This is a genomic window from Moorena sp. SIO1F2, assembly GCF_010672755.1.
GTDB lineage: Bacteria > Cyanobacteriota > Cyanobacteriia > Cyanobacteriales > Coleofasciculaceae > Moorena.
This window is the reverse complement of the sequence record NZ_JAAHFV010000063.1, coordinates 1-23,755: the sequence shown is the minus strand read 5'-3', so window position 1 is coordinate 23,755 and position 23,755 is coordinate 1. Positions and strand designations below refer to the sequence as shown.

Genomic DNA, 23,755 nt, shown 5'->3' with positions numbered 1-23,755 from the left:
TAGGATTGTTTGTATATTAAATAGGATTAAATCAAAATTCCACTGTAAGCTATCAGCTGATAGCTTACAGTGGAATTTTGATTTAATCCTATTTAATATACAAACAATCCTAAAGACTAATTAAAACTAAAGACTAATCACTAATCACTAATTACTAATGACTTTTTTGATCTGTCACACGCTTGAGGTACAACTGGCTAATGCCATAAAGCAGGAAGGTTACGCCCAGAATACCTAAAGCTAGGAACCACCAGTTTTGTTGGAGGAAGAACGATGCTTTACTGAGGGCGGAGGTTTTTTCAATGCGCTTTTTAGAACGGGCTAGTTCAAAGAACTCTAGCTTATAGGCATCGGGGTCATAACCAGCAGGGTCTTGTTGATAACTACTAACTAAAACCGTATCCTTCTGCAACTGGTAGAACCAAGAATCTTTAGTGAGAATCTGCCGCACGCGGTCTAAGCCATTTTCCGTTTGACCACTCAAAGCCAAAAGTACCCGCTGATTGTTATCGGGAGACATGATTTGTTTCATTACCCCTTCAGTATCCGGTAGAGTCTGGGCACTAGCTTCACCCCACTGACGTCCTAGAGCATTACTCAAACGCAAACCTTTTGACTCAAATACCTCTGGAAACGGAAATTCATCCCTGGTGCCAATTCCGACTAGATTGCGCTTCCTCCTGATCTGATCAGGCAATTGTTCAATGGTGTAAACATCCAGCTGTACTGAATCTGCCTTACTCAGACGTCCTAAACGTTCACTCATAGCTAGTAGTGTGAGCAGATCGGTATCAGATGGTGTCTCTGACAACACGATCGCTGTATTGGACAAATCTTGAGGAGCTGCAAATGGGTAACCTACTTGCAACAGTTCTAGATTAGGTAGTTGAACTGAGGGCTCCCGATTAACTTTGAAGCTGGTTTCAGCATGAACCGTACCGGTTAGTTGTTGGTCCGTAATTTTACCACACTCCTCTGGTTCCCTGGGGTTCAGCCGGAAAGCAACTTTGATTTTAGAGGTGGGTTTAATCAGATTGGCAGGAAGATCCACTTTGAGGGTTTCTCGCTGTGAGCCATCCCTCTTAGTCAAGCGTTTACCACCAATTAGTACATCATCTAGTAAGACTTCTACAGCAGAGGTGCGAGGATTGACCTGGGGACCATAGCTGTAAACTAAATTCATGGAACTGCCCCGTTTAAACCGATCATCCGGTAAGGCACGAAAATTAAACTCTACCGGTGGTGCTCCACTGCCTCGCACCGTTACGTCCTTAAAGGGTTTACCATTGGGCTGAGTAACGATGTCTTGGAGAGTAAAGGAATTTTCTTCTGGCAAATAACCAGGCCAATTTCGGGAGGATGGTATTGGTACATCCGGAACCTGATCCACGAAAATTAATTGACCTGTGCCAAGTTTACTGGTATCTGGCTGTACTAAAAACTGGGCAGCCTTTTTCACGCCATCTGGGCCATTGCCAGTCACCACCAAGACCGGGTTACTGCCATCATTGACGGTGGTAAGTGCCAGCACACCGACATCATCGGGTAAGGGAATCTGATTTCCATCTAAAATCTGATTCCCGGAGAAAGTAAAGGGCAGTTCTAAAGACTTCAAAACCTGTTGATTTCCAGGAGTCCCAATCACAACTAAACTATCGCCCCACTCTAATTCGTCGATAGTCTCTACTAAACGGGTGGTAATAGGACGGAAGTCAGCCAATCTGCCTAGGGAAGCCTGTAAGCGAGGCGCAGCAGTCAACCAAGATTCTAAGGAATCCACGGATCGGGTCTGGACATTCCCCTGCGGCAGCATATAAGCAATGCGATTGGCATCTAAGCTGAGTTGATCAAAGAAAGGATAAGGATAGCGACTGAAGTTTAGGGGGATAGGTTCAACTTGGTATTGGAAGATTAATTTTGAATCCGGCAAAACCTCAGTCCATAACGTGGCATCCCCTCCATCCGTACAGCCAGTGGTGTTGTGCTGCTGGGCTACTAGGGAAAGCTCATTGTAGTTCTGGATCAAGGTCGTTGGGATAGCAAACATGACGTTAGCCACCTGAGACTGCTTGCGGTTGAGAGGGACACTGGCCACACTGGTACCATTAATCCGCAAGGTCAGGTTAGAGCGATTTGCTATCAGGGCTGGTGAATGCTGGAAGCGGATTAAGGCTTTGGCAGTTTTTATATTCCAACCCCGAGGACGGGTAAAGCCCAGTCTTGCTTCCGAATAAACCCCCCGCATCCGGAGGCGATTGCCTACAATCGGAGAGCGGTTAAATTGCAAGATGTACTCACTTAATGGGATATTCGGCGTAGAAGCAATTGGATTTGGGGTAGATTGGGGCTGTGAACGAGGTTGGGACTGGGAGCGGGGTTTGGTCTGTGGCTGAGGTCGGGCAGCTGGTCGAGGTCGGGCGGGAGCAACCCTGGCTGGGGCTGGATTAGAGCGTCTTTGTCGTGGCGCTGCTGGAGCAGCTTTTGGTCGAGGTCGCGCAGCTGGCCGAGGTCGAGGTTTAGGTTTGTAGACTGGAGCCTTAGTGGGGGTTTTGGGTAAGGTGTATTTCTGGATGAACTGGTCTTCCTGTTTTCTGAGGTTACCGTCCCCTTGAGCTCTGGTTAGGGTAGTACCGATGCCGAGGGTTAATACCATGCTTGCACATAGCAGCAACAAGGATAATCTAGGACCTAGAGAAGGACGTCGTTGATGATTAGTCGTACGATCTTGGGCTTGGGAGCGGCGAAACAAGAATTTCATAATCTTAACAATAGAGAATACTAGGAGAATAGTAAGATCACCCTTAATTTATAAAGAAAAGTTGTATTGCTTAGGCTTAACTTTAACGATTTAGACCATTTTTGTCACCTGTATCACCTGATTGATCGGTATAGATTGATCGGTATAGTTATCGGTATAGTTATTGGTATGTTTAAACTATTCCCCTCCCTAACTGGGATTTAACAGGTTGCGGTCGATGGCTGTGGTAGGCAATAACCCTAACCAAGCTAAGTTTTGGGTATAGTAGGCCGATTGATCATCCCAAATCCCTTCCTGATATTGTGGTATTAGTTTCTGCTCTATCAATTCTCTAGCCATCGCTGGCTTAATTAAACGTAGGGCAGAATAAAGCATGGCGTATTGGGAAGTGGCTTCGTAAGTCACAGTTGGTTTTCCATGGATGTCAATCCTGGCGGGCAGCTTTGAAGAAGAACGCCACAGGGATTGCAAATGTTGGGTGGCAGTACCGAGATAGGAAAATGCTTCTGGGGTATTGAACCAAGCTGCATCCCAAGCAACTCTCCACCACACTCGGTAGGCATCAAAGCTATAAGAACTTTTGAGTGGACTGTCTGGTGGCAATGGCTGGAATTGACCAGTTTCGGTGTCAAAGGCTATCCAATCGCTGGGTAAGCCTACAGCAGAAACCTGAGAAGACTCTTTTAACACCTGGTAGCTACTATCCACCAAACTTAACCAGTCATGGTTGGGGTCAACTTGGGCAAAGAGACGAAAGGAGAAAGGAGCAAGATATGAGGGGTTGAGATATACAGTTGATGGAGAGGGCACAAAGGCTGCTACAGGTCCTGGCAGAAGATAGCGCTTTCCCCTGACCTCTTTGGTGGACAAGTTCCACAAATCTTCCAGCTTAGTCAAAGCTAAGTCTAGGTATTCCGGTCGATTCCAGCGACGATAAGCGAGAATTAATGCTGTTGCTGCATCAATATCGGCATCGCTGGCAAAATTTCTGTCAATCGCACCCCAGTTACCGCTCTGATTACGACCCCACTTCCACACCCAAAGTTGGTCTTCGAGAGTACCATTGGTCCCTGAGCGTTTGAGATTGTTTTGAGACCATTCTAAGGTTAGGGCAAAGGTGGTGGGGTCATCGGCAATCACCGCTCGCAGCATCCCATAGGCTTGCCCTTCAGAGGTTGAGCGATCGCTTGCTTCGTAGTCGATGACTCGCCCGTCTTTTTGAATAAATTTCTCTTTGTATACAGTCCAACTTTCTGCTATAATAGCGCTTTCGTCTATAGGTAAAGCAGTCTGGGGAGCCTCTGGTTCAGGATACTCACGGTATACTGAAGGCGTTTTGCTTGGTGATGACTGGGGTGGTGAAGGGGTTGGAGATCGTCTTGACAATTGATGGGGAGCACAACCCCATAGACTCAACAACATAATGGTGAAAGTAACGATAGAAACCCTGAGGGTGCGACCCATAAATAAACCTTGACGGCTGTTGTATGACATCGTAAATTTGCGGCTCTTACATTTACTCCTCAAACATAGTTGGATACAAGCCTCTGGATTGATCCAACGTAGTCTTTTAAGGGAAGAAGTCTGAACCTAAGCCTAGCCTAAAAACATCAGAGTTCAGAATTATTCAATTCTGATATTGGCTTTAAATGTCTGGATTATTCATTTGTGATTATAAAACTGCCAATTTTTAAGTGTTCATTGCCATTTGGGATTTTCCCTTGCGATACCTTAATCCTTAATCCTTCATCCTTCATCCTTGACACTTCATCCTTTATACTTCATTTAGAATTTATTCTTTACACTTGACACTTCATCTAGACTTCATTTTTTATCCTTAATCAAAACGTTCCCAAGGCGGTTGGAAACCCCTGCGGAACAGAAATCCTTCTTGGATTTGCTGTCTCTGACGGGACAGGGTAGCAGTACTAGACCCTCGACTGAATTCCTCCAGTCGTAGCTGTTCCAACTGTTCTAGGGCTTTGACTTTAAAATCTTCTGTCTGATTTAGTCCAACTAAGGCGCGACGTACCCCGAAATCCAGGGGTTTGATCGCAAGACCCCTATAATAGAGTTGCTTGGCGGAGTCAAAGCGTCGTTGTTGGAAACGAACACCACCTAAAGCAGCAATAATCTCAGTGTTACTGGGTTCTGCGGTCAAAATCACCTGATAGGCGCGTTCTGCTATGTCTAACTGATCAATCGCTTCTGCCAATCGCCCCTGCAACAAGTATGTCTGAACGGAGTAGGGAGCTCGATTGACTAATTCAATCACCTGAGCTCTAGCTAATTCTGGACTACGCTGAGCAATAACCTGAATTAAACGGCGGTTTACTGGTATGTTGTCTGGTTCAGATTGCAGGAGCGAAATGTATAGGGGTTCTCGTGTGGGATTGGCAGGTAGAGCACCGACTAGAGCAAAGAGTTCTTGGGGCGGAAGCACATTGGGTTGTGTCTGCAACCAATAGTATACAAATGCCTCAGCTTGGGATTCTGGAATCAGATTCGCTTGATAGGCAATTGTAGCGCGTGCTAGCTGTAGGTTAACATCACTAGGATTGAGCGCCACTAGTTGGTCATAAACTGCCACAGCTTCCCCTGGTCTATCCTGTAGCAGAAGTATAGATGACAATCCTTGCAATGCTCCATTGAGAATATCCCGTTGTGGGTTGCTGGCAATCAAGGCTTGGTAACGCTGGCGGCTAGCAATCCAGTTACCCTCAAGACGTTCAATATCTGCCGCTAGCAACTGTACTACCAGATCGTTAGCTCCCTGGGGTGTGGCGGTATATGTAGCCAAAGCATTTCTAGCTGAGATCAAGTCATTGGCTTCAATGTAAAGTTGAGCCATCCGAAAGTACAAAAACGGGGCGTTAACCCCAGATGCCAGGATATTTTGGTAAATAGATAGAAATTCTGGCCCCGGCGGCTCGATCGGGATCAAGGCGTCTGCCACCGCTTGCAATTCCCTGGGTTCAGTAGGTAGGGGAATCAGTATGGTCGCTAGACGGTTGCTCAATTGAGCTTGAGAAATTAACCCGGTCTGACGTTCCAGACCCACGATCTTAATCATCAGACTACGGTTATCAGGCTCGAAGGCAAGCTGTTGTTGGTAAAGCTGCAATGCGGTTGCCCGTTCGCTGGGTATGCCTGTGAACACATCAGCTATCTCCCGAATTAAGTTAGGGTCATTAGGATTCTCTGCCAGTGCCTGGCGGTAGAGCATCGAGACTTGGGCTTCCAGGGCTGGATCTTGATTTTTATTGCGAATTTCATTTAGCGATCGCGCTAAGGGTAATGTGGCTTGAGAAAGACCTTGTAAAGGCTCTAATACGGCCAATGCTTCAGAGATCTGTCCATTTTCGGCATAGGCTTGGGAGAGGGCGGCCCTGGTTTGGATGCCTAGGTCGTCGAGTTGATCGATTAGGGCGAATCCCACTAACTCGTTTTCCAGAACCTGCACCGCCTGAGCCGCATTGCCAGTTTGCCTTAAGGATTGGGCATAAGCCAGGACAGCATAGCCACTAATCACATTCCCTGTCGCGAGGTATTGATTAAAGAGTTCCAGACCCCTTTGAGGGTTACCGTTGTAGGTGTAAACTTCTGCTGCCCCTATTAGCACATCTGGAGTAGGGTCCGTTTGCAGCACAATTTCATAGTCTGCGATCGCTTCACCAAATCGTTGCTGATAACCATACAGCAGAGCTCGCCTGCCACGAGCTTCTGTATCATTGGGATTAATATCGAGCAAGACCGTAAGGGCTTCAATTCCCTGAGCCTGCCATTCTTGTTTATAAGTCCCGAACAGACCTACTGCACTTAGGGCTAACTCATTGGTAGGGTCTTCAGCGAGCACCTGTTGATAGGCATCCCAGGCTTGGTCAATCAATCCCTGTCGGCGGTAGGCGATGGCTAGGCCAATCTTCGCATCAATGGATTGGGGATAACGCTGGACAGCTTGCTCAAACTCTTTAATTGCCTCCTCCACTCGTCCTTCCCTGAGCAGATTAAAGGCTTTGATAATCGGCACCGGAATAGTTTGGGCTTGAGCTGCCTCAAGGCAAAAGGCAAGAGGGAAAAGGGAAACAGTTAAGGGTAAGAGGTAAACGGTCAAGGGTAAGAGGTAAATGGGTAAATAATTTACCACACGGCGGCACGGATGGCAATGTGAATCCAGTCCCTTTGCCTTTTGCCTCTGACCCGAGGATTCTCCGCTCTTTATCGGGGGTAAGCCTTTTCCCTTGTTCCTTTTGCCTTCCTCTAGAATCATGGAGTAAACCTACCTCTAGGAGTTACATCAAAATCGGTTTTCAATCGAAATCCGGCAAACGTTTCCTTGAAACTATTGCGTTGCTGAAGGCTAAAACCAAGCCGCACATTCGGTAAAAATTGGAAATCGTAGTATAGCTCTAACACATCTGGTACATCATCCCCATTTTCCTGGCGCAATTCCTCATTGGAGAGGTCCCGACCATAGGCTAATCCTACCCGGTCATTCTTAGAAAACAAATCCAAGAAGGTGATTCCGAAACTGAAGGTGTTTCCATCTTCATCCAAATCCCGGTTGCGGTAAATCCCATAGCGACCAAATATGCCCATATTCAGTTCAGGAATAAACACTTCGCCATTGACCCCAAATGCTTCTTCATCATCATTCTTGTTGATGCCAAAGTCATCCCTTCCCCGTTCGATGGAGAAAATTTCCCGGAAGCCACTATTGGCACCACCATCCCTGCCTGAGGCATAGGTTCCTCGCACGATCACATTATCGTAGCGCAAACCAATTTCTCCAGCCAAGCCATTGAGGTCAAATCGCTCCAGACTCTCAGCTGATGAAAACAGAGCAACTTTGCCTTCTATATTGTCTGTCACTGCCCAGTTAACCAATAAACCTGGACGAGATGCGATCGCAGTAGCACTCAAGGCTGGATTAGTTTGAAAAACTGGATTAAAGAAATGGCTTACCCCATCCTTGGCAAAACTATTCCGATCAAAGTAGGAGGTTAAATCCAACTGACCGACAGAAAAGCGCAGAGTGGGTAAGGTGCTAGCAGGAGCAGCCGTAAAGAACAACTGATTGATAGTTGCCCCTTCGTTAGGTGAGTCTACCAATTGGTCATTTTCGCTAGTCAGATCTAGGGTAGCTCCAAACAGGAATTGGGGCGTTAGCACATAGTTTCCGTCCAAGCGAGCTCTGGCTACTGAATTTTCCCCTTGAGTCACGAAACTACCCTGGAAACGCAATGATGCTGGGGTGAGAGCGGTAGTAGGCAGCAAGGGGCGACCGGTGGATTGGGCTGTTGGGGGAGAGGTTGGTCGATTCAGGTTTGAGTTAGGAGCCGGTGGCCAGGGTTGTAGTGCTGGTTGCAAGAAAGGTACTTGACCAAAGCCAGGGGTGTTGGGATTTGGCACCACTGGGATAGGAGTGACTTGCCCTGGTAGCGGTGGTTGGGGGGTGGCTGGGAAAGGAGACTGGCCAAAGCCAGGGGTGTTGGGATTTGGCACCACTGGTATGGGCATGAATTGGCCTGGTACCTGCCCTGGGGGGGTGGCCGGGAAAGGAGACTGGCTCAAGCCAGGGATGTTGGGATTTGGCACCACTGGTATAGCCATGACTTGCCCTGGTACTTGACCTGGTATATTGTTCAAATACTGTAGCTGACCTAAGCCCAAGCCATAACTACTGCCCCCTATCGGAATGGGATTGATCGGGACTACTGACTGGGGGGCTGGGGAATTTCTCAGATAGGGCAGCTGACCTAAACCCGAATTGTAAGGACTACCCCTCATGGGCATAGGATTGACTGGGGCTGGCAGAGGAGCGAGCATGGGTCTCGGGTAGGGCAACTGACCGAAGCCAGGGTTATAGGTAGTACCACCCATCGGAATGGGATTGACTGGGGCTGGCAGGGGAGCGGGTGTAGTTCTCAAATAAGGTAGCTGACCCAAGCCAGGGTTATAGCTAGGGCTATAACTATTTATCCCCTGGGGGGTAGACATGCCGAACCCTGCCGTTGGTATCAATATTACAGTTTGTGGTACGTAGGGCAATTGAGCAGGTAACCCATTATTCGTACCCATACTCGTTCCCAACGGCATCGCCCCAGTTACTCCTGGCATCATCGGCATCAAGAGTACCGTTTGTCGCACGTAAGGGAAATAGCCCCAATTCGGGTTAGGAGTATTGCTTCCCAACGGCATCGAGTTAGGAAGTGCTGGCAATGGCGCTGGTGTTTTGGTTTGTGGGAAGACAGGCAGTTGTCCTACCGATTGGTTTTGGTAGTTATTCAGAAATAGGGGTGTGGCTGTTCCTTGCCCTAGCTGCTCGGGCAGGGTTGGTGGGGAAGGAGGTAGTTGCTTGAACTTGTTGGGCAGTTTACCAGCATTGGACGGAATTGGCCCTGTTGGTACTGGCAAAGGTTCGGTTTTTGCTTGGGAGGTTGTCTGCTGGTTCGAGCTAGAGTTGGGACTATTGGGAACTAACTTCGGAATTAGGGATGGCAGCAGCTGATTACAGGCTATGTTGTTTTGACAGTTGCTCCAGTTAGCTGGAACTACTCCTTGCAAATCTAAACTCGAACTGCTGCCATAGGGCAACAGTTGGCTTAGCTTGAATTCCGTGAAAGTTAAGTCGATTTTCTCTAGGTTTAGCGTCGATGATGACACTAAAGGCTTTTGAGGTGATGGCGTTAACGCTAACTGGTCTACTTTAGTGTCAGCTTTAGTGTCAGCAGATTTCTTCTGGGTGACTAGCTTAGAGTTAGCTGCTTTGCTGTGTTTTAGTTCCGACGACTCTGGGACTGGTGAGCCTAGTTTCGAGGTAGCCTCAGGGTTAGGTCGATGAGAGACTTTAGTAGTTTTATTGAGCCGGGATGACTTTGGTAACCCATCCCTGTGTCCTGGTTTTAGCTCCAGTTTCCCTGGTTTTTGAGGCTGTTGAGATAACTCAGGGATTTCCGAACCCACCTTTTTGCTAGTGGTGAGGTTAGGTTGGCTAGTGGTGATGTTTAGGGAAGCCGACGTTTTGGCTTTTCCAAAGGGTGGCATTGCCCTAGCTCTAGACCTGGCATAGGGTGATCTGAACTTGGGTTTAGTTGATTGTCTTTGCTGGTGGTTACCTGTCGGCTGGGCTAGGGTAGTTCTGTTTTCTCTACCGTTTTCTCTACCGTTACTGCTTAGTAAAGCCGACTTTTTACCTTTGGGCCGTGCTGGAATAACTTTGGCTATCTCCTCTGGCTGGGGCTTAGCCGTCGGCTGGATTGGAGCAGCTACGGTTTTTTGGACGGTTTTTTGGGAGGCAGTCCTTGAGGTAGCTGAGCTTTGGGTTTTCAGCGGTGCAGAAACAGCTTTAGCTGTAGACTCCCGTTTGGCTAATTTTTGCTGCTGCAACCGAGATAATGGTAACTTCCTCCTGGTAGCATAAGAACTGGGCTGAGCAGATTCCTTGGTTTTCAGCAAGGTCGGGAGAGCCTCAGGGGTAGCCCTTGACTGGCGTGACCCTAACTTACGCTTAGCTACTGGTTTAGCTGATTCTTCAGTCTGGGGTAAGAAGTGTGGCGGCACAGCTGAATCCAGTTTCCTGGTGGAGTTGCTCCTTGGGGCAGAAGACCTTTGGGTCTTAATTGGCTCAGGGATTGTCTCCTGTTGACTTTCAAGCTTTCCTAGTGCTACAATACTTATTGGGGCTACTTCTTCACTTTCTTCACTAATGGATTGCTCTGAATCATTGCTCTGATTTGTCCGGAGCTGCTCTAAGAACTTAGTATGTTTATATATAGCAGTTGCCTGGGCTGGTTCAATGGCACTGAAGGACAGCATCCAGACTACAACGAATGACCCAGTACTAAGCAGTTGCATCCATAGAAGGACATTCTTGACTATCCATCTCAGACATTGACTAGTTGTTTGATGGATTGTCTGGGTTTTTTGCCTAATCAATCCTTTCTGTAAACCCTGTCGCCGCTCTAGCAAAGGGCTTGGTTTTGGGCGACTCATACTACCTGCTCCATAAAACTTATACAAAACTTGCCTTAGCTAGTTAAAGCTGTTTACTTCCTGCTTCTTCCGGAACTGTCGGCAGCACTCCGTCCACAGGCAGACACCGTAGAGCCTACGGCGTTTCTCAAATTAATTGCTGCGTTTAAATCTCTGTCGAGACTTAACCCGCACTCAGGACAGTTATAAGTCCTGATGTTCAGTGGCATCTTTTGACGATGCCCACAGCTTTAACACAGTTGAGATGATGGGTAAAATCTGTCAACCATGACTAACTGTGAGCCATACCATTCACATTTGTATTCCAGCTGTCTCTTGAACTCGTAAAACCCTTGGTCAGCAATAGAGGCAGCTAGCCTATGATTAGCCATCATTCCAGATACATTTAAGTCTTCAATCACTACCGTGCCGTGGTTCTTAGCTAAATAAGTAGTGAGTTTGTTTAATGTATTTTTGCGGATATTAGCTACTTTTTGATGTTTCTTAGCTAGTCGATTTACTGCCAAGTACCAATTGTTTGAACCTTTAATTTTTCTAGATAGGTCACGCTGGCATCTGACTAGTTGCTTCAAAGCTTGACCATAGGGCAATGAACCTGGGAACACAATGCCAGTGCTGAGTACAGCTAATTCCTTGATTCCTAAATCCACCCCTACCACATCTTTTAATTTGGGGGTCGGTAATGGTTCGTGTTCATAATGACAACTCACATACCAACCGTCAGCTTGCCTAGAAATAGTTATTTTCTTGGTGGTTATCTGTGGTAATGGCTCATAAGTTTTCACCCAACCTAACTTGGGTAACTTATGTCTTATGCCTGATAATTTAATCGACTTACCAGAGTTGTCAATCGTAAAACTGTCATTTCTCCCTTTCTTTTTGAATTTTGGATATCCTCCTAGCCCCTTGAAGAAACGTTTATAGGCAACGCCTAGGGCAATAAAAGCATATTGATAGACTTTAGAGGATAGTTGATTCATCCAAGGGTACTGGGGTTTGACATGGTTGGTAAAAAGCTTCCTCAGCTTACTTGCTGATGGTTTTAGACCTTCTGAGTAAGCTTGCTGCCATAAAGCCAGTCCCCAGTTATAAACCCACCTATAATACCCAGCATGTTTAGCCATCAAAGTTTTTTGGTGATTATTCAGTTTTAGTTTGGTCTTGATAGCTTTGTGCATGTTTAATCACCCTTAGTGATGTTTTTCGTGTTTTTGTTGCCACTCCACTCTCATTGATATTTCCTGACGACCAGTTATGGTCACAATTTTATGGCACACCCAGTTCTAGATGATTTTGGTTCAGATTTGTTTTAAACTGAACCAAAATTAGCTCAGATTACTCCGATTTACCTGGACTATTAGTGATTTAAGCCAAAACTATCACCAAAATTACCATTACTAGAGTTTAGTGCTTAGCTCGATTTGTCGCCAACTAGATCACGCTTGGGTTACTGATCACGTTTGCTGATAGTCAATGGTTGCTGGCATCCATAAAGCCATTAAACCATCAACACAGATATATAATCTCCCCCATAATAGTTGACAACCAAATCAGTTGCCTGACCTCCCCTTTTGGGGTAGTGCCGATTTTTTGGTAGGACTTTAACACTTGCCGATCACCTAGCCAATGTTAATGGCGATTACTGGTCAGTTAACTCAATTTAGATGCTTGATGCCCCGTCCCCAGGGGGGTGCTGACTGGGGTTTTGTTCTTGTTCAACACCAACATTAGTCTTAACACAAAGTTGTTGGTAAATCCCAACAACTAGGATTTTTAGCTTTGGGGATGGGGTTTGGGTACTCAGCTAGTATTTATCAAAAAATAACTGAGGGGTCTAACCCCTCAGTTATTCTAGTGCAGGATTTCACTTAATGGCAATTTACATATAAGTAAGGTAAACTTGCTATCACAAAAATTCTAAAGGTACGCTCTTACCATTAAGAATTAAATTCGCTACAGGTGCGCTTTCCGTGATGGCGAACGCGCCCCGCGTGACCTACGGTCAAGGGATTGCTCGCCATCACGGGTCGCACCTCCGGGTCGCACCTAAAAGATGCCCCTAATTCCTTGATCAAAGCGCTCCAGGAAAGTCCTCTTCCCTAGAGCAGGAAGTAACAACACAACTTGATTGTCCCCAGTCAGAGGTTTGTCGGGAAGTTTTAAACCTAAAGTTGGTTTTAAACCTAAAGTTGTCAGATAATCAGATAAAGTGAATCAGCTGCTCTGACAACTTTAGGTTGACAATCAATCCTCGCTCCATGAGCAGGGGATAGAGTTCAACGACCAATTCCCAAATAGGAGAAACCAGCACGTTCTAGCTGGGTCCGATCTAGGCAGTTGCGACCATCAATGATCACCGGATAGTTCATCAGCTCGGCCATTTTACCATAGTCGAGCTTCTGGAACTGATCCCAATCTGTAACTAAAACTAAAGCATCACAGCTATCAGCCAACCGTTCTGGATCGGTTTCGACAATCACGTTAGATAGACCATGACGCATGCCAGTTTGGGAAATAATTGGGTCATAGGCTTTGACCTTGGCTCCGAGTCGGTTTAGTTCTTCCACCAGATTTAGAGCAGGAGCATCCCGCATATCATCAGTATTGGGCTTAAAGGTCAAACCCAACAGTCCCACTGTTTTACCTTTGAGGATTTTCAGCTCTTTCTGGAGTTTTTCAAGGGCAAGTAGACGTTGGCGTTTGTTGACACTGACAGTGGCTTTGAGCAAATCCGCTTCATAGCCGTAATCTTCAGCGGTATGGAGTAGTGCTAAGACATCTTTGGGGAAGCAAGAACCACCCCAGCCAATTCCTGCTTGTAAAAACTTGTTGCCAATCCGGGAATCTAAACCAATTCCTTGGGCAACTTGGGTAACATCAGCACCTACGCGATCGCAAATATTGGCAATTTCATTAATAAAGCTAATTTTAGTAGCCAAAAAGGCATTAGCCGCATATTTAATCATCTCAGCTGAGCTGAGGTCTGTAGCTAGTACAGGAACTGGGGGAAGGGATTTGTCTTCGGCAAACTGGCGTTCAACAATTGGTTGATACAGTTCCTTCATCATTGCGATCGCTTGTTCGCTATTGCCTCCTAGGACAATACGGTCTGGATTAAAGGTATCGTAAACTGCTGAGCCTTCTCGGAGAAACTCTGGATTACTGACCACATCAAAATCCGCCGTAATGTCTTCTGCTGGTTCAGTTTCAGCTTTACCTCCTGCAGTTACCAAAGATTTCTGGCGTTCAGCTACCCCATCTAGGACAATCATCCTCACCCAATCTCCAGAACCAATGGGTACCGTTGATTTGTTGACAATTACTTTGTAACCATCCTTGAGATGGGTTCCAATCCCTCTGGCAACAGCTTCCACATAACGAGTGTCACTTTCTCCAGTAGGTAGGGGGGGAGTTCCCACTGCAATGAATAAAATTTCCCCATGGTCTACCCCAGCAGCCAAATCTGTGGTAAACTCAATTCTACCTGCATTAGCTGACTCTTGCATTATTTCCGACAGTCCCGGTTCGTAAATGGGGGACTGTCCAGATTTCATCAGCTTAACTTTTTCTTCGTTATTGTCTACACAGATTACATGATGACCGATATGGGCTAAGCAAGCGCCAGTTACTAAGCCCACATATCCTGTACCAATTACACAAACGCGCATGGACCTATGCCTCAATTAATATAAACTTCAATCGTTAGTAAACGTTAGGAAAGTCTCACGGTTGGAGCCAAAGATAGTATTGGCACCCTGACCTGAGGTTGATTGATTTAATTAAATCTGATTGTTTTACTCTTGAGCAGTTAAACGCTTACGGAAATCGGATACTGTCAAATCTAACCCTTCTGACAAAGGAATAGTAGGTTCCCACCCTAGTAAGGTTTTAGCTTTACTAATGTCTGGTTGGCGACGTCGGGGGTCATCCTGAGGTAGAGGCTTAAAGATAATTTCTGTATCAGGATTGACCATTTTTTGAATCGCCTGAGCGAGTTCTAAGATAGTGTATTCTCCAGGATTCCCGAGATTAATCGGTCCGGTATGGTCATTATTCATAAGTCGCATTAGTCCTTCTACTAAGTCGGAGACATAGCAGAAACTGCGGGTCTGTGAACCATCACCATAAACTGTTAAGGGTTCCCCCTTCAGAGCTTGCACCACAAAATTGCTAACGACTCGCCCATCATTTTCCAGCATTCGAGGACCGTAGGTGTTAAAAATGCGGGCTACACGAATGTCTACACCATTCTGTCGATGGTAGTCAAATGCGAGGGTTTCTGCCACTCGCTTGCCTTCATCGTAACAACTGCGAATCCCAATGGGATTGACATTACCCCGATAATCTTCTGACTGGGGATGGACATCCGGATCCCCATATACCTCAGACGTGGAGGCTAATAAGAATCTCGCCTTCACCCGTTTGGCTAACCCTAACATGTATAGGGTACCCATGACATTGGTTTTGATAGTCTTGACGGGATTGTATTGGTAGTGAACTGGGGATGCTGGACAAGCGAGGTGGTATATTTGATCAACTTCTAACCGAATTGGCTCAGTGATGTCGTGACGGAGCAACTCAAAGTAGGGGTGTGACAGCCATTTGAGGATATTCCGTTTGTGGCCAGTATAGAAGTTATCCAGACAAATAACTTCATGACCTTCTGCCATCAAACGATCAATTAGATGGGAGCCGATAAAACCAGCCCCACCAGTAACTAGTATTCTCATGCCACTGAACTTTTGTGATGTGAAATCAATCCTAAACTAACCTCTGAATTTAACAGTGTCCAGTTAGACAATTTTTACTTAATTTATGGCAAAAAGTCCGGATATATATCTCTCCATATAGTTTTTCACCTACCTTGAAAACCAATTCCGTAATTACCGAAGGTTATCATCGAATTCTCATAGGCTTTCCGGTTGAGAATTACGCTAGTTGGTAGTAAGCATTCAGAGATTAGTACTTGGCTTTCAGGTCTGGACTTTTAATCACTGAATCCCCCCTCTAGCCTTGGTCAAGACGCAATACTGCCATAAACGCTTCCTGAGGAACATCAACAGTGCCTACAGCTTTCATCCGCTTTTTACCTTTTGCCTGCTTTTGGAGAAGTTTTTTCTTCCGGGAAATGTCACCACCGTAGCATTTAGCCAATACATCTTTTCTCAAAGCCGGAATATGTTCACTAGCAATGACTCGACTACCAATAGCGGCTTGAAGAGGAATTTTAAATTGGTGCCGGGGAATGAGTTCCTTGAGTTTTTCCACTAAGGTACGACCCACATAGTAAGCTTTGTCTCGGTGAACAATTACTGCCAGGGAGTCTACAGGCTCCGCATTAATCAGTAGATCCAGCTTGACTAAGGGATTATCTCGGTAACCAATGAGCTGGTACTCCATACTGGCATAACCCCGAGAGCGAGACTTCATTTGATCAAAAAAGTCAGTAACCACTTCTGCTAGGGGTAATTCATAAATTAAAGTAGTCCGTCCTTGGGCAAGATAAGTCATATCCTTAAAATCCCCACGGCGGCTTTGACAGAGTTCCATCAGAGTCCCAACATAGGTTTCTGGAGTAATCATTTCTACCCGGACATAGGGTTCGGCAATTTTTTCCCGTTCTTGGGGGGATGGCAGAGTACTCGGATTATCAATTTCAAGGACTTCTCCCTGATTGGTAGTCACTTGATAGACCACTGAAGGGGCGGTGGTGATTAGCTCCAAATCATATTCCCTTTCCAGGCGCTCTTGAACAATTTCCATGTGCAGCAAGCCTAAGAAACCACAGCGGAAGCCAAATCCCATGGCAGAGGAAGTTTCTGGTTCGTAGTTCAGGGCAGCATCATTGAGTTTGAGCTTATCTAATGCTTCCTTTAAATCCTTGTACTGGTCAGCATCAGTGGGAAACAAGCCACAAAAAACCATCGGTTTGGCTTCAGTGTATCCCGGTAAAGGGTCAATAGCTGCTGCTTTTGCTAAAGTAATGGTGTCACCCACACGGGCATCGGCTACCGCCTTAATGGCAGCAGCTAGGTAACCAACTTCACCAGCGTGGAGTTCATCGACTTGGACTTGGTTAGGGGAAAGCACCCCTAGCTCATCAATTTCGTACTCCTTGCCAGATGCCATCAAGCGAATGCGATCGCCTTTTTTTAGAGTGCCATCGACCACTCTAAAATAAACGATTACGCCACGATAAGCATCATAGTAACTGTCAAAAATCAACGCCCTTAGGGGTTGGTCTACAGTATCGATTGGAGGTGGAATTAGATGTACAATAGATTCCAGGATTTCTTGTATGCCGATACCTTCCTTGGCTGATGCTCGAATCGCTTGGCTACAATCAAGACCAATGATATCTTCGATTTCGGTACTTACCCTTTCCGGTTCAGCTCCAGGCAAGTCTATTTTATTTAGAACTGGAATAATTTCTAGATCGTGTTCAAGGGCTAGATAAACATTTGCTAGAGTTTGAGCCTCTACACCCTGGGATGCATCGACTACCAACAGTGCTCCTTCACAAGCCACTAGTGAGCGCGACACTTCATAGGAGAAATCCACATGACCGGGAGTGTCAATTAAATTGAGAACGTACTCGTGACCATCGCTAGCAGTATAGTTCATCCGAGCCGCTTGCAGCTTAATCGTAATTCCCCGCTCCCGTTCCAAATCCATATTGTCCAGGAACTGTTCTTTCATCTGGCGGTCGCTTACGGTCCCAGTAGCTTGCAGTAGGCGATCAGCTAAGGTCGATTTCCCATGATCAATGTGGGCGATAATCGAAAAATTACGAATATGAGAGACAGGGGCATCAGTCATAAGCTATTGGTATTTACCAGTCAATAACTGGTCTATTGAGTTCATGCTTCACTTAATGTATTTTAATGTTTTCCGTCAGAGGTAAGGGTACTATCCCTGGAATGGTTATAACTGAGCCAGGCTATTTGTCAGTTATCGTAAAGTTATATTAGTAGTGTTATTAGCCCATCGATTATGAATGATCATGCCTTACATCAAGAGGGTTTGCTTGAAAACCACCTTGACTCTACCAAAGCTACTAACGTAGATTTATCACGTTCAGCTGACAAAGAAGAAATTTCTATTCATTTGGATACGGAACTCTTGGATCAAATCAAACACTTGACTAATGATCCGAGTAAAGTAATAGAAACGGCAATTCGTCAATGGCTCAGGGGTGAAAGGGGAACAGATCAGGAATTAGCCCGTACCTTTGACCGAAATCCGCCCCTGCCCCCCCGAGGTGAGTGGAACGATTGATAGACAAGAGGTAAAGGCATCTACTTTGAGACGTTGCCATTGGCTCGTGCGTTAGGGTTGGGTGGTTGCATTTACATGTTGAAACGGGAACTGAGGCTCCCGGTGTTGCTTGTAGTTTCCAGGTTTCTTTTAATGGCTGCACCTGTGAATTTTCAATGTTTTCAAACTGGATATATAAATAATAGGCAATCCGCTAGTGCACAAGGTGATTCTAACTTTTTGCAGGGTTTAGGGTGTGAGCTGGTGTATACTCAAGAGGCATCGGGTAAATGCCTTTCTTTTTACTGGCAAGCTGCTGAGCAATATGGTCTGAGTTTCACACAAGTGGTGGGACTTCCTCTAGAAGATGCATTCTGCCCGACTGAAGCCGAAGCCTACCAAGAGAGGCTTCAGAGAATTTTGAGCCAGCGAACCCCTGAACGTTGTCTTCAATCGTTTTGTTACCAGGACAGATCCTTTGCCTTTGAGTTGGTGATTAGTCCTATTTTGCCAGCGGATGGCGAAGCAACAACCGTTCTAGTTATGGGTCACTTGTTGCCGGAATCATCAACATTGGAATGCCGGGAATCTCCTACAAGCCTAAGTGTAGACCCCCATCAAAAATTACTCACCAAAATTTCCGGGCAGATTCGTCGTACTCTCGATCTAGATACCATTTGGCAACAAACTGCCAAAAGTCTAGGGGAGGCACTCCAGGTAAGCCGTTGCCTCGTCTGCTATTACAAACCAGACGCACGGGTAACCAAGGTGCAGGCAGAATATTGCCAACAGCCCTTGCGGTCAATGGCCAAACAACTGCTACCCTTAGATTCTGAGCCTTACCTCGAACAAGCCCTCACTAGTCAGGAACCACTGCTGGTAGAACACATTGTTGCTGGTGAATGGGAACAGTTGTCTGTGTTGGTGGTTTCAACCTCCTATAAAGATGAACCTAATGGTTTGATTTGCCTACAGCAGTGTGATCATCGCCGTCAATGGAGTGCCGCAGAAATCAAGTTAGTGGGGGAATTGGCTGAACAAGTCGGCACAGCGATCGCTCATGGCACCCTTTACAAGGAGCTAGAAATAGCTAGTGAAAGGGCTGAAGAAGCCTCTCGCCACAAAAGTGATTTTCTGGCTAATACTTCCCATGAGTTACGCACCCCTCTCAATGGCATGATTGGGTTTCTGAAGTTGGTTCTTGATGGCATGGCAGACGATCCACAGGAGCAACGGGATTTTATCCAAGAAGCCTACAATTCTGCATTGCATCTGCTAAATATTATTAATGATATCCTCGATATTGCCAAGATTGAAGCGGGGAAAATGGAGCTAGAACTGGCTCCAGTAGAATTAGAGTCTCTGTTTAGAAAAGTTGAGGACTTTACGGCCAATCAAGCTGAGCTCAAAAACCTCAGCCTCAGAATTGAAATGCCTGATGTCTATGATGGCATTGTTATGTATGGTAACTATCAAAGGCTGCTACAGGTGATGTTAAACCTAGTGGGCAATGCCATTAAGTTTACTGATGAAGGTGGGGTGACTGTTAGTGCTGAGGTGATCCGAAAGAAGATAACTTTCAAAGGTACAGAATTCCCAGGATTGGTTAAAGTTCGAGTTGCTGATACTGGCATCGGTGTTTCCCTAGACCAGCAAGACCGGCTGTTTCAAACCTTTACCCAAGTCGATGGTTCCCGGACTCGCCAATATGGCGGCACGGGTTTAGGCCTAGTCATATCCCAAAAGCTGATTGAAACCATGGGGGGTGTGGTCAATTTTTTCAGTATGGGGGAAAATTTAGGGTCAACAGTTACCTTCACTGTACCTCTTTATCAAGTTCCTGTGATGGTTTCCAATCAACCAACTGATATCGATTAACCATCCATCCTTGACGTTACCCTTACAATCACCACCCCCAGTAACTTTGGCATGATCAAGGGGTGATAGCTGGTAAGCTTAGCATTGGCTTAGGGGGTTAGCTTAAGGCTGGCAAGCTTAAGCGATCTCCTCTGCTGGAGAATTAGATCAAATCTGGTTAAATAACCATACTTCCTGCTGACGATAACAGGGAGAGCAGCTGTCAGAACTATGGAATTAAAATAAAGTCAGCTGATCCTGTTAATCGTTAATAGTTTATTATTTAGAAAACCTAACGGTAAGATTAGCAAACTTTTTATGGAAAATTTCAACTAAACTTACCTATACTTATTCCAAATCATGATAAATTTGGGAGTAATGGTTAAAAATGATTTTTAGCTTAAAGTTAGCTTAAACTCCCTCACCCAATTTAAAGATTCTATATCAAGCAGTAATGCTATAATAACCAGCGTCAGAGATTAGTGAATGAGTAGTCTTTGGATAAACTATCGGTTGACTTAGCAAGACTATGATCGAAAACGCAACAGCTCGTGAAGTATTCCAGGCGGCTTACGAAAACCGCTACACCTGGGACGACAATTTTCCTGGTTACAAAGCTGACCTCGAAATTAAGCAAGGTGATGAAGTATACACTGGTCAAGTTCGCATTAATGGTGATCACAGTGTTGAAGTCAGTGGGTTTGATGATGAAAAGGTCAAAGAAAGTGTCTATAACCAGATGCGGGATATTGTGACCCACCGCAAGCGGTCATCTTTTGAAAAAGCCCATGGTAAAAACCAATTTAGCTTTGGTGAAAATGATTCTACTGGTGCAGTAGAAATTTTTGTCAAGGGTGATGCTATGGGCTCTAACTATAAAGTCCGAGGAAGGGAAATTTGTCATGTCAGTCGGGTTATGGGTCCGATGGCTTTTACAATTAATACCAACGATAGCCTAGATACAGGAGAAGGGTATATTTCCTCAGGCTACAATGCCATTTTTCGCAATGCCAAAACGGGTGATTTGATGGCTAAACGAGAGTTTGAGGACAGGTTCGATAAAGTTGGTGATTATTATATTATGACTCGTCAAGTGGTTTATGCCATTGAGGAAAAAGGGCGGACAGCTACTGAATTCAACTTTTCTAATATCAGGTTACTCGAACCAGCTATGGTTTAAGCTATGGTTTTAAGCATTCAGCTCATGCGCTACGCGCACGCGTGCGCGTTCAGCTGTCAGCCGTCAGCCAAAGGCTGAATGCTTACCTTTTATTTAAGGGGGAGGATAGTTCAAACATAACGATGGCAAAACTCTAATGCCACAGATACATTGCTGGTTTGCTGCGGATAATCAACAACTGGGCGAGTAATGATAACTAGGGAGATGCCTAACTCAGCAGCTAGGGCTCGTTTAATATCTTCTCCCCCAGCAACCCCAGATGCCTTGGTGACAACAACAGAGATGTCCCAGTGATGCCAGAGTGCCTTTTCCAACTCAGCTGGTACCGGAGGGCGCAGGGCAATAATTCGATTTGGGCTAAATCCAGACGCGATCGCTACATCGATGGCAGTAACACTCGGCAGAATCCTGGCGTATAGGGTTGACTGGTCTTGCCAGCTACGGAATAAGGGTAAATTTTTGTAACCGATGGTCAGCAATACCCGCTGGTGATGGAGATAGTTACCAGCAATCAGGTCTTGGAAACTATTGAGATAAATTATTGGTGAATTGTCTAGTTCAGAACTTACCTGAGAATTTAGCTGTTGCCGTTCAAAACGCAGGTAAGGTATATGCCGAGCACAAGCAGCTGAAATCGCTATTTGGGAAATTTCCACTGCATAGGGGTGAGAGGCATCTAGGATCGCTACAATACCATGCTTCTCCAAAAACTGCTCTAGCCCATTTGTATCTAAACGTCCGACTTGAACCCTTAAATTTGGGGTTTGGGGATAGAGGGATTTGGCCGCCGTTGTGGTAACTGTTACTGTACAGGGAATCCCCCTGGACGCGATCGCATTTGCCAGAGTCACACTTTCCGTGGTTCCACCAATCAGCCAAATACCGCCACTGCTATCTAGCACTCCTATCTGCCCTTAAGGGCTTTAGTAAAGTTTTTGCGATAGGACTTATTGGCAACGATTAAAGCTGGCCACAACAGTGACAATGCTATCCGATTGGTTAAGCTCCGGCTGAAGTCAGTGCGCTCAAACCCCCTCCAGAATTTCCACACGCCGTACCCATAGACTACCAGTAACCCTAAGACAATTAACTTAGCCATTCATCAAAAATCTTGCCATATTTTGAAACCCCGTCTCAAGTCAGATAGGCCTCTCGCCTGACAGGGAGGAAAAGCGAGCCCTTGGGGCAGTTTTAACTACCCTTGATCAATTTGGGTAGAACACATTTGGTTATTGTTACATGCTTTTTCACCTCCGGTGCTTTTTATAAGATAATTTTTATATTAATGATAATTTTACCTTATCAAGCCAGTGTTAGACCATGACCTCAATACCATAAGTGTGTAGGTTAATCAACAGGTGCGACCCATGGCGAATTTAATTCGCCATGGGTCGCACCTAAGAATTGATTCGGATTACAGCTCCTAGTAGCATTGATCCAGATCCAGTTTCTCTAGTCTTCATTTGTGGTGTGACCCTTAGGAGTGACAGACTAGCCAAACTCAGTAGTCATGATTACGTGAGTGAAGAAGGAGCGGGTCAACACGCGATCTTTCTTCTGAGGTCGGAGGAAACTTGGCGACACCAGTGTCGTTAGTTATAGTTCCGCCAGTCTTTGTCGAAAGCACTCTTTTATGAATCACTATCGACGCTAGCATGCCAAAATCACGGTTTTGAGATCAAGTCACTGTTTGTGGAGGTGAGTAAACAGCTAGAAAAAATGTCCCATAGTCTACCAAAAACTCTTATGATTTGTGAGAGTTAAATTATGGTAACACCGACACGGATGATTATGTAACTTAAATTAAAGCCGAAAACCAAGGTAAAAATAGTTGCGCTTAAATCCCGGTGGAACGAACTTTTTTGACATTTTTATGGCGCTCGCGGGATATTCCGTCAGAGAAGCGCGGAGATACCCCCTGGATGCTATTGCATCTTGCATTGGCGGGCTAAAGTCTACGAGGGTAGATTTTGGTAGCTAAAAAGTATCGGAAAGTACTTCACTAAAAAAAGCCCATAACAAGACAAATGAACGTAGACAAGATGATCAAACCCCTTAACGGGTTAAAAGAGGAGGAATTATGCGAGCAGTGCTGATGGCTGGTGGTTCAGGAACACGGCTGAGACCGTTGACCTGTGATCTGCCCAAGCCCATGGTGCCAATCCTGAATCGACCCATTGCTGAACATATCGTTAATCTACTCAAACGGCACAATATCAATGAGGTCATTGCCACTCTGTACTATCTCCCAGATGTCATGCGGGACTACTTCCAAGACGGCAGTGACTTTGGGGTAAAGATGACCTATGCGGTAGAAGAAGAACAGCCTCTGGGGACTGCAGGTTGTGTTAAAAATATTTCCGAATTACTCAATGAAACCTTTTTAGTCATTAGTGGCGATAGCATCACCGACTTTGATTTGACTGCTGCGATTGAATTTCATAAAGCTAAGAAATCAAAGGCGACATTAATCCTAACTCGTGTTCCCAATCCCGTTGAGTTCGGGGTGGTGATCACCGATAAGGAAATGCGCATCCGCCGATTTTTGGAAAAACCTTCAACCTCAGAAATTTTTTCCGATACCGTTAACACTGGCACTTACATTCTCGAACCATCGGTTCTAGAGTACCTGCCATCAAATGAGGAATGTGACTTTTCTAAAGACCTGTTTCCCAAACTCCTCGCGAAAGATGAGCCAATGTATGGCT

Annotated in this window: 13 protein-coding genes and 1 pseudogene; 4 read left to right on the top strand and 10 right to left on the bottom strand. The window is 45.6% G+C overall.

The window, feature by feature from the left end; all coding sequences use genetic code 11:
* Nucleotides 1-154: 154 nt before the first annotated feature.
* The 8 genes and pseudogenes from F6J94_RS10870 to lepA form a co-directional block, all read right to left on the bottom strand.
* Complete coding sequence (locus F6J94_RS10870) at nucleotides 155-2,758, bottom strand: cellulose biosynthesis cyclic di-GMP-binding regulatory protein BcsB (RefSeq protein ID WP_293039761.1); 2,604 nt, start codon at nucleotides 2,756-2,758, stop codon at nucleotides 155-157.
* Between the two features lie 189 nt (nucleotides 2,759-2,947).
* Nucleotides 2,948-4,252 carry a glycosyl hydrolase family 8 gene (locus F6J94_RS10865; RefSeq protein ID WP_293039759.1) on the bottom strand — a complete coding sequence of 435 codons (1,305 nt, stop codon included), beginning with the start codon at nucleotides 4,250-4,252 and terminating at the stop codon, nucleotides 2,948-2,950.
* Nucleotides 4,253-4,595: 343 nt separating this feature from the next.
* Complete coding sequence (locus F6J94_RS10860; RefSeq protein WP_293039757.1) at nucleotides 4,596-7,028, bottom strand: tetratricopeptide repeat protein; 2,433 nt, start codon at nucleotides 7,026-7,028, stop codon at nucleotides 4,596-4,598.
* A complete protein-coding gene (locus F6J94_RS10855; RefSeq protein ID WP_293039755.1) occupies nucleotides 7,025-10,753 on the bottom strand; it encodes a hypothetical protein in 3,729 nt (1,242 codons plus the stop codon). Before F6J94_RS10855 ends, F6J94_RS10860 begins: the two co-directional genes overlap by 4 nt.
* Nucleotides 10,754-10,806: 53 nt before the next feature.
* Nucleotides 10,807-11,931, bottom strand: a pseudogene (locus F6J94_RS10850) (RNA-guided endonuclease InsQ/TnpB family protein).
* A gap of 1,098 nt (nucleotides 11,932-13,029) precedes the next feature.
* Nucleotides 13,030-14,421 (bottom strand): UDP-glucose/GDP-mannose dehydrogenase family protein, encoded by a 1,392-nt coding sequence (locus F6J94_RS10845; protein WP_293039753.1) that lies wholly within the window; start codon nucleotides 14,419-14,421, stop codon nucleotides 13,030-13,032.
* A 126-nt stretch (nucleotides 14,422-14,547) separates the two neighbouring features.
* Entirely contained in the window at nucleotides 14,548-15,483 is a 936-nt protein-coding gene (locus F6J94_RS10840; RefSeq protein ID WP_293027137.1) for a UDP-glucuronic acid decarboxylase family protein, read from the bottom strand.
* Nucleotides 15,484-15,760: 277 nt separating this feature from the next.
* Nucleotides 15,761-17,572 (bottom strand): translation elongation factor 4, encoded by a 1,812-nt coding sequence (gene lepA, locus F6J94_RS10835; RefSeq protein ID WP_075899261.1) that lies wholly within the window; start codon nucleotides 17,570-17,572, stop codon nucleotides 15,761-15,763.
* A gap of 204 nt (nucleotides 17,573-17,776) precedes the next feature.
* Between lepA and F6J94_RS10830 the strand changes: the two genes are divergently transcribed.
* The 3 genes from F6J94_RS10830 to F6J94_RS10820 all read left to right on the top strand — a co-directional run bounded on the left by F6J94_RS10830 (nucleotide 17,777) and on the right by F6J94_RS10820 (nucleotide 21,047).
* Entirely contained in the window at nucleotides 17,777-18,031 is a 255-nt protein-coding gene (locus F6J94_RS10830) for a type II toxin-antitoxin system CcdA family antitoxin (RefSeq protein ID WP_071107791.1), read from the top strand.
* A 75-nt stretch (nucleotides 18,032-18,106) separates the two neighbouring features.
* Nucleotides 18,107-19,888, top strand: a complete 1,782-nt coding sequence (locus F6J94_RS10825) for an ATP-binding protein (RefSeq protein ID WP_364301188.1) — start codon at nucleotides 18,107-18,109, stop codon at nucleotides 19,886-19,888.
* A gap of 508 nt (nucleotides 19,889-20,396) precedes the next feature.
* Nucleotides 20,397-21,047, top strand: coding sequence for a DUF3386 domain-containing protein (locus F6J94_RS10820; protein ID WP_293027154.1), 651 nt, complete (start codon nucleotides 20,397-20,399; stop codon nucleotides 21,045-21,047).
* Between the two features lie 110 nt (nucleotides 21,048-21,157).
* Here F6J94_RS10820 and F6J94_RS10815 read toward each other — a convergent pair whose 3' ends face one another.
* On the bottom strand, nucleotides 21,158-21,949 hold the full coding sequence (locus F6J94_RS10815) for a cobalt-precorrin-6A reductase (protein ID WP_293039747.1): 792 nt from the start codon (nucleotides 21,947-21,949) through the stop codon (nucleotides 21,158-21,160).
* Between the two features lie 2 nt (nucleotides 21,950-21,951).
* On the bottom strand, nucleotides 21,952-22,146 hold the full coding sequence (locus F6J94_RS10810) for a hypothetical protein (RefSeq protein ID WP_293039745.1): 195 nt from the start codon (nucleotides 22,144-22,146) through the stop codon (nucleotides 21,952-21,954).
* A 981-nt stretch (nucleotides 22,147-23,127) separates the two neighbouring features.
* Between F6J94_RS10810 and F6J94_RS10805 the strand changes: the two genes are divergently transcribed.
* The coding region (locus F6J94_RS10805) for a nucleotidyltransferase family protein (protein ID WP_293039742.1) at nucleotides 23,128-23,755 on the top strand (628 nt) is incomplete at its 3' end.

Coding starts and splice junctions, on each gene's coding strand:
- F6J94_RS10870 (WP_293039761.1), bottom strand. CDS start 2,758: ATGAAATTCTTGTTTCGCCGCTCCCAAGCCCAAGATCGTACGACTAAT.
- F6J94_RS10865 (WP_293039759.1), bottom strand. CDS start 4,252: ATGTCATACAACAGCCGTCAAGGTTTATTTATGGGTCGCACCCTCAGG.
- F6J94_RS10860 (WP_293039757.1), bottom strand. CDS start 7,028: ATGATTCTAGAGGAAGGCAAAAGGAACAAGGGAAAAGGCTTACCCCCG.
- F6J94_RS10855 (WP_293039755.1), bottom strand. CDS start 10,753: ATGAGTCGCCCAAAACCAAGCCCTTTGCTAGAGCGGCGACAGGGTTTA.
- F6J94_RS10845 (WP_293039753.1), bottom strand. CDS start 14,421: ATGCGCGTTTGTGTAATTGGTACAGGATATGTGGGCTTAGTAACTGGC.
- F6J94_RS10840 (WP_293027137.1), bottom strand. CDS start 15,483: ATGAGAATACTAGTTACTGGTGGGGCTGGTTTTATCGGCTCCCATCTA.
- lepA (WP_075899261.1), bottom strand. CDS start 17,572: ATGACTGATGCCCCTGTCTCTCATATTCGTAATTTTTCGATTATCGCC.
- F6J94_RS10825 (WP_364301188.1), top strand. CDS start 18,107: ATGTTGAAACGGGAACTGAGGCTCCCGGTGTTGCTTGTAGTTTCCAGG.
- F6J94_RS10820 (WP_293027154.1), top strand. CDS start 20,397: ATGATCGAAAACGCAACAGCTCGTGAAGTATTCCAGGCGGCTTACGAA.
- F6J94_RS10810 (WP_293039745.1), bottom strand. CDS start 22,146: ATGGCTAAGTTAATTGTCTTAGGGTTACTGGTAGTCTATGGGTACGGC.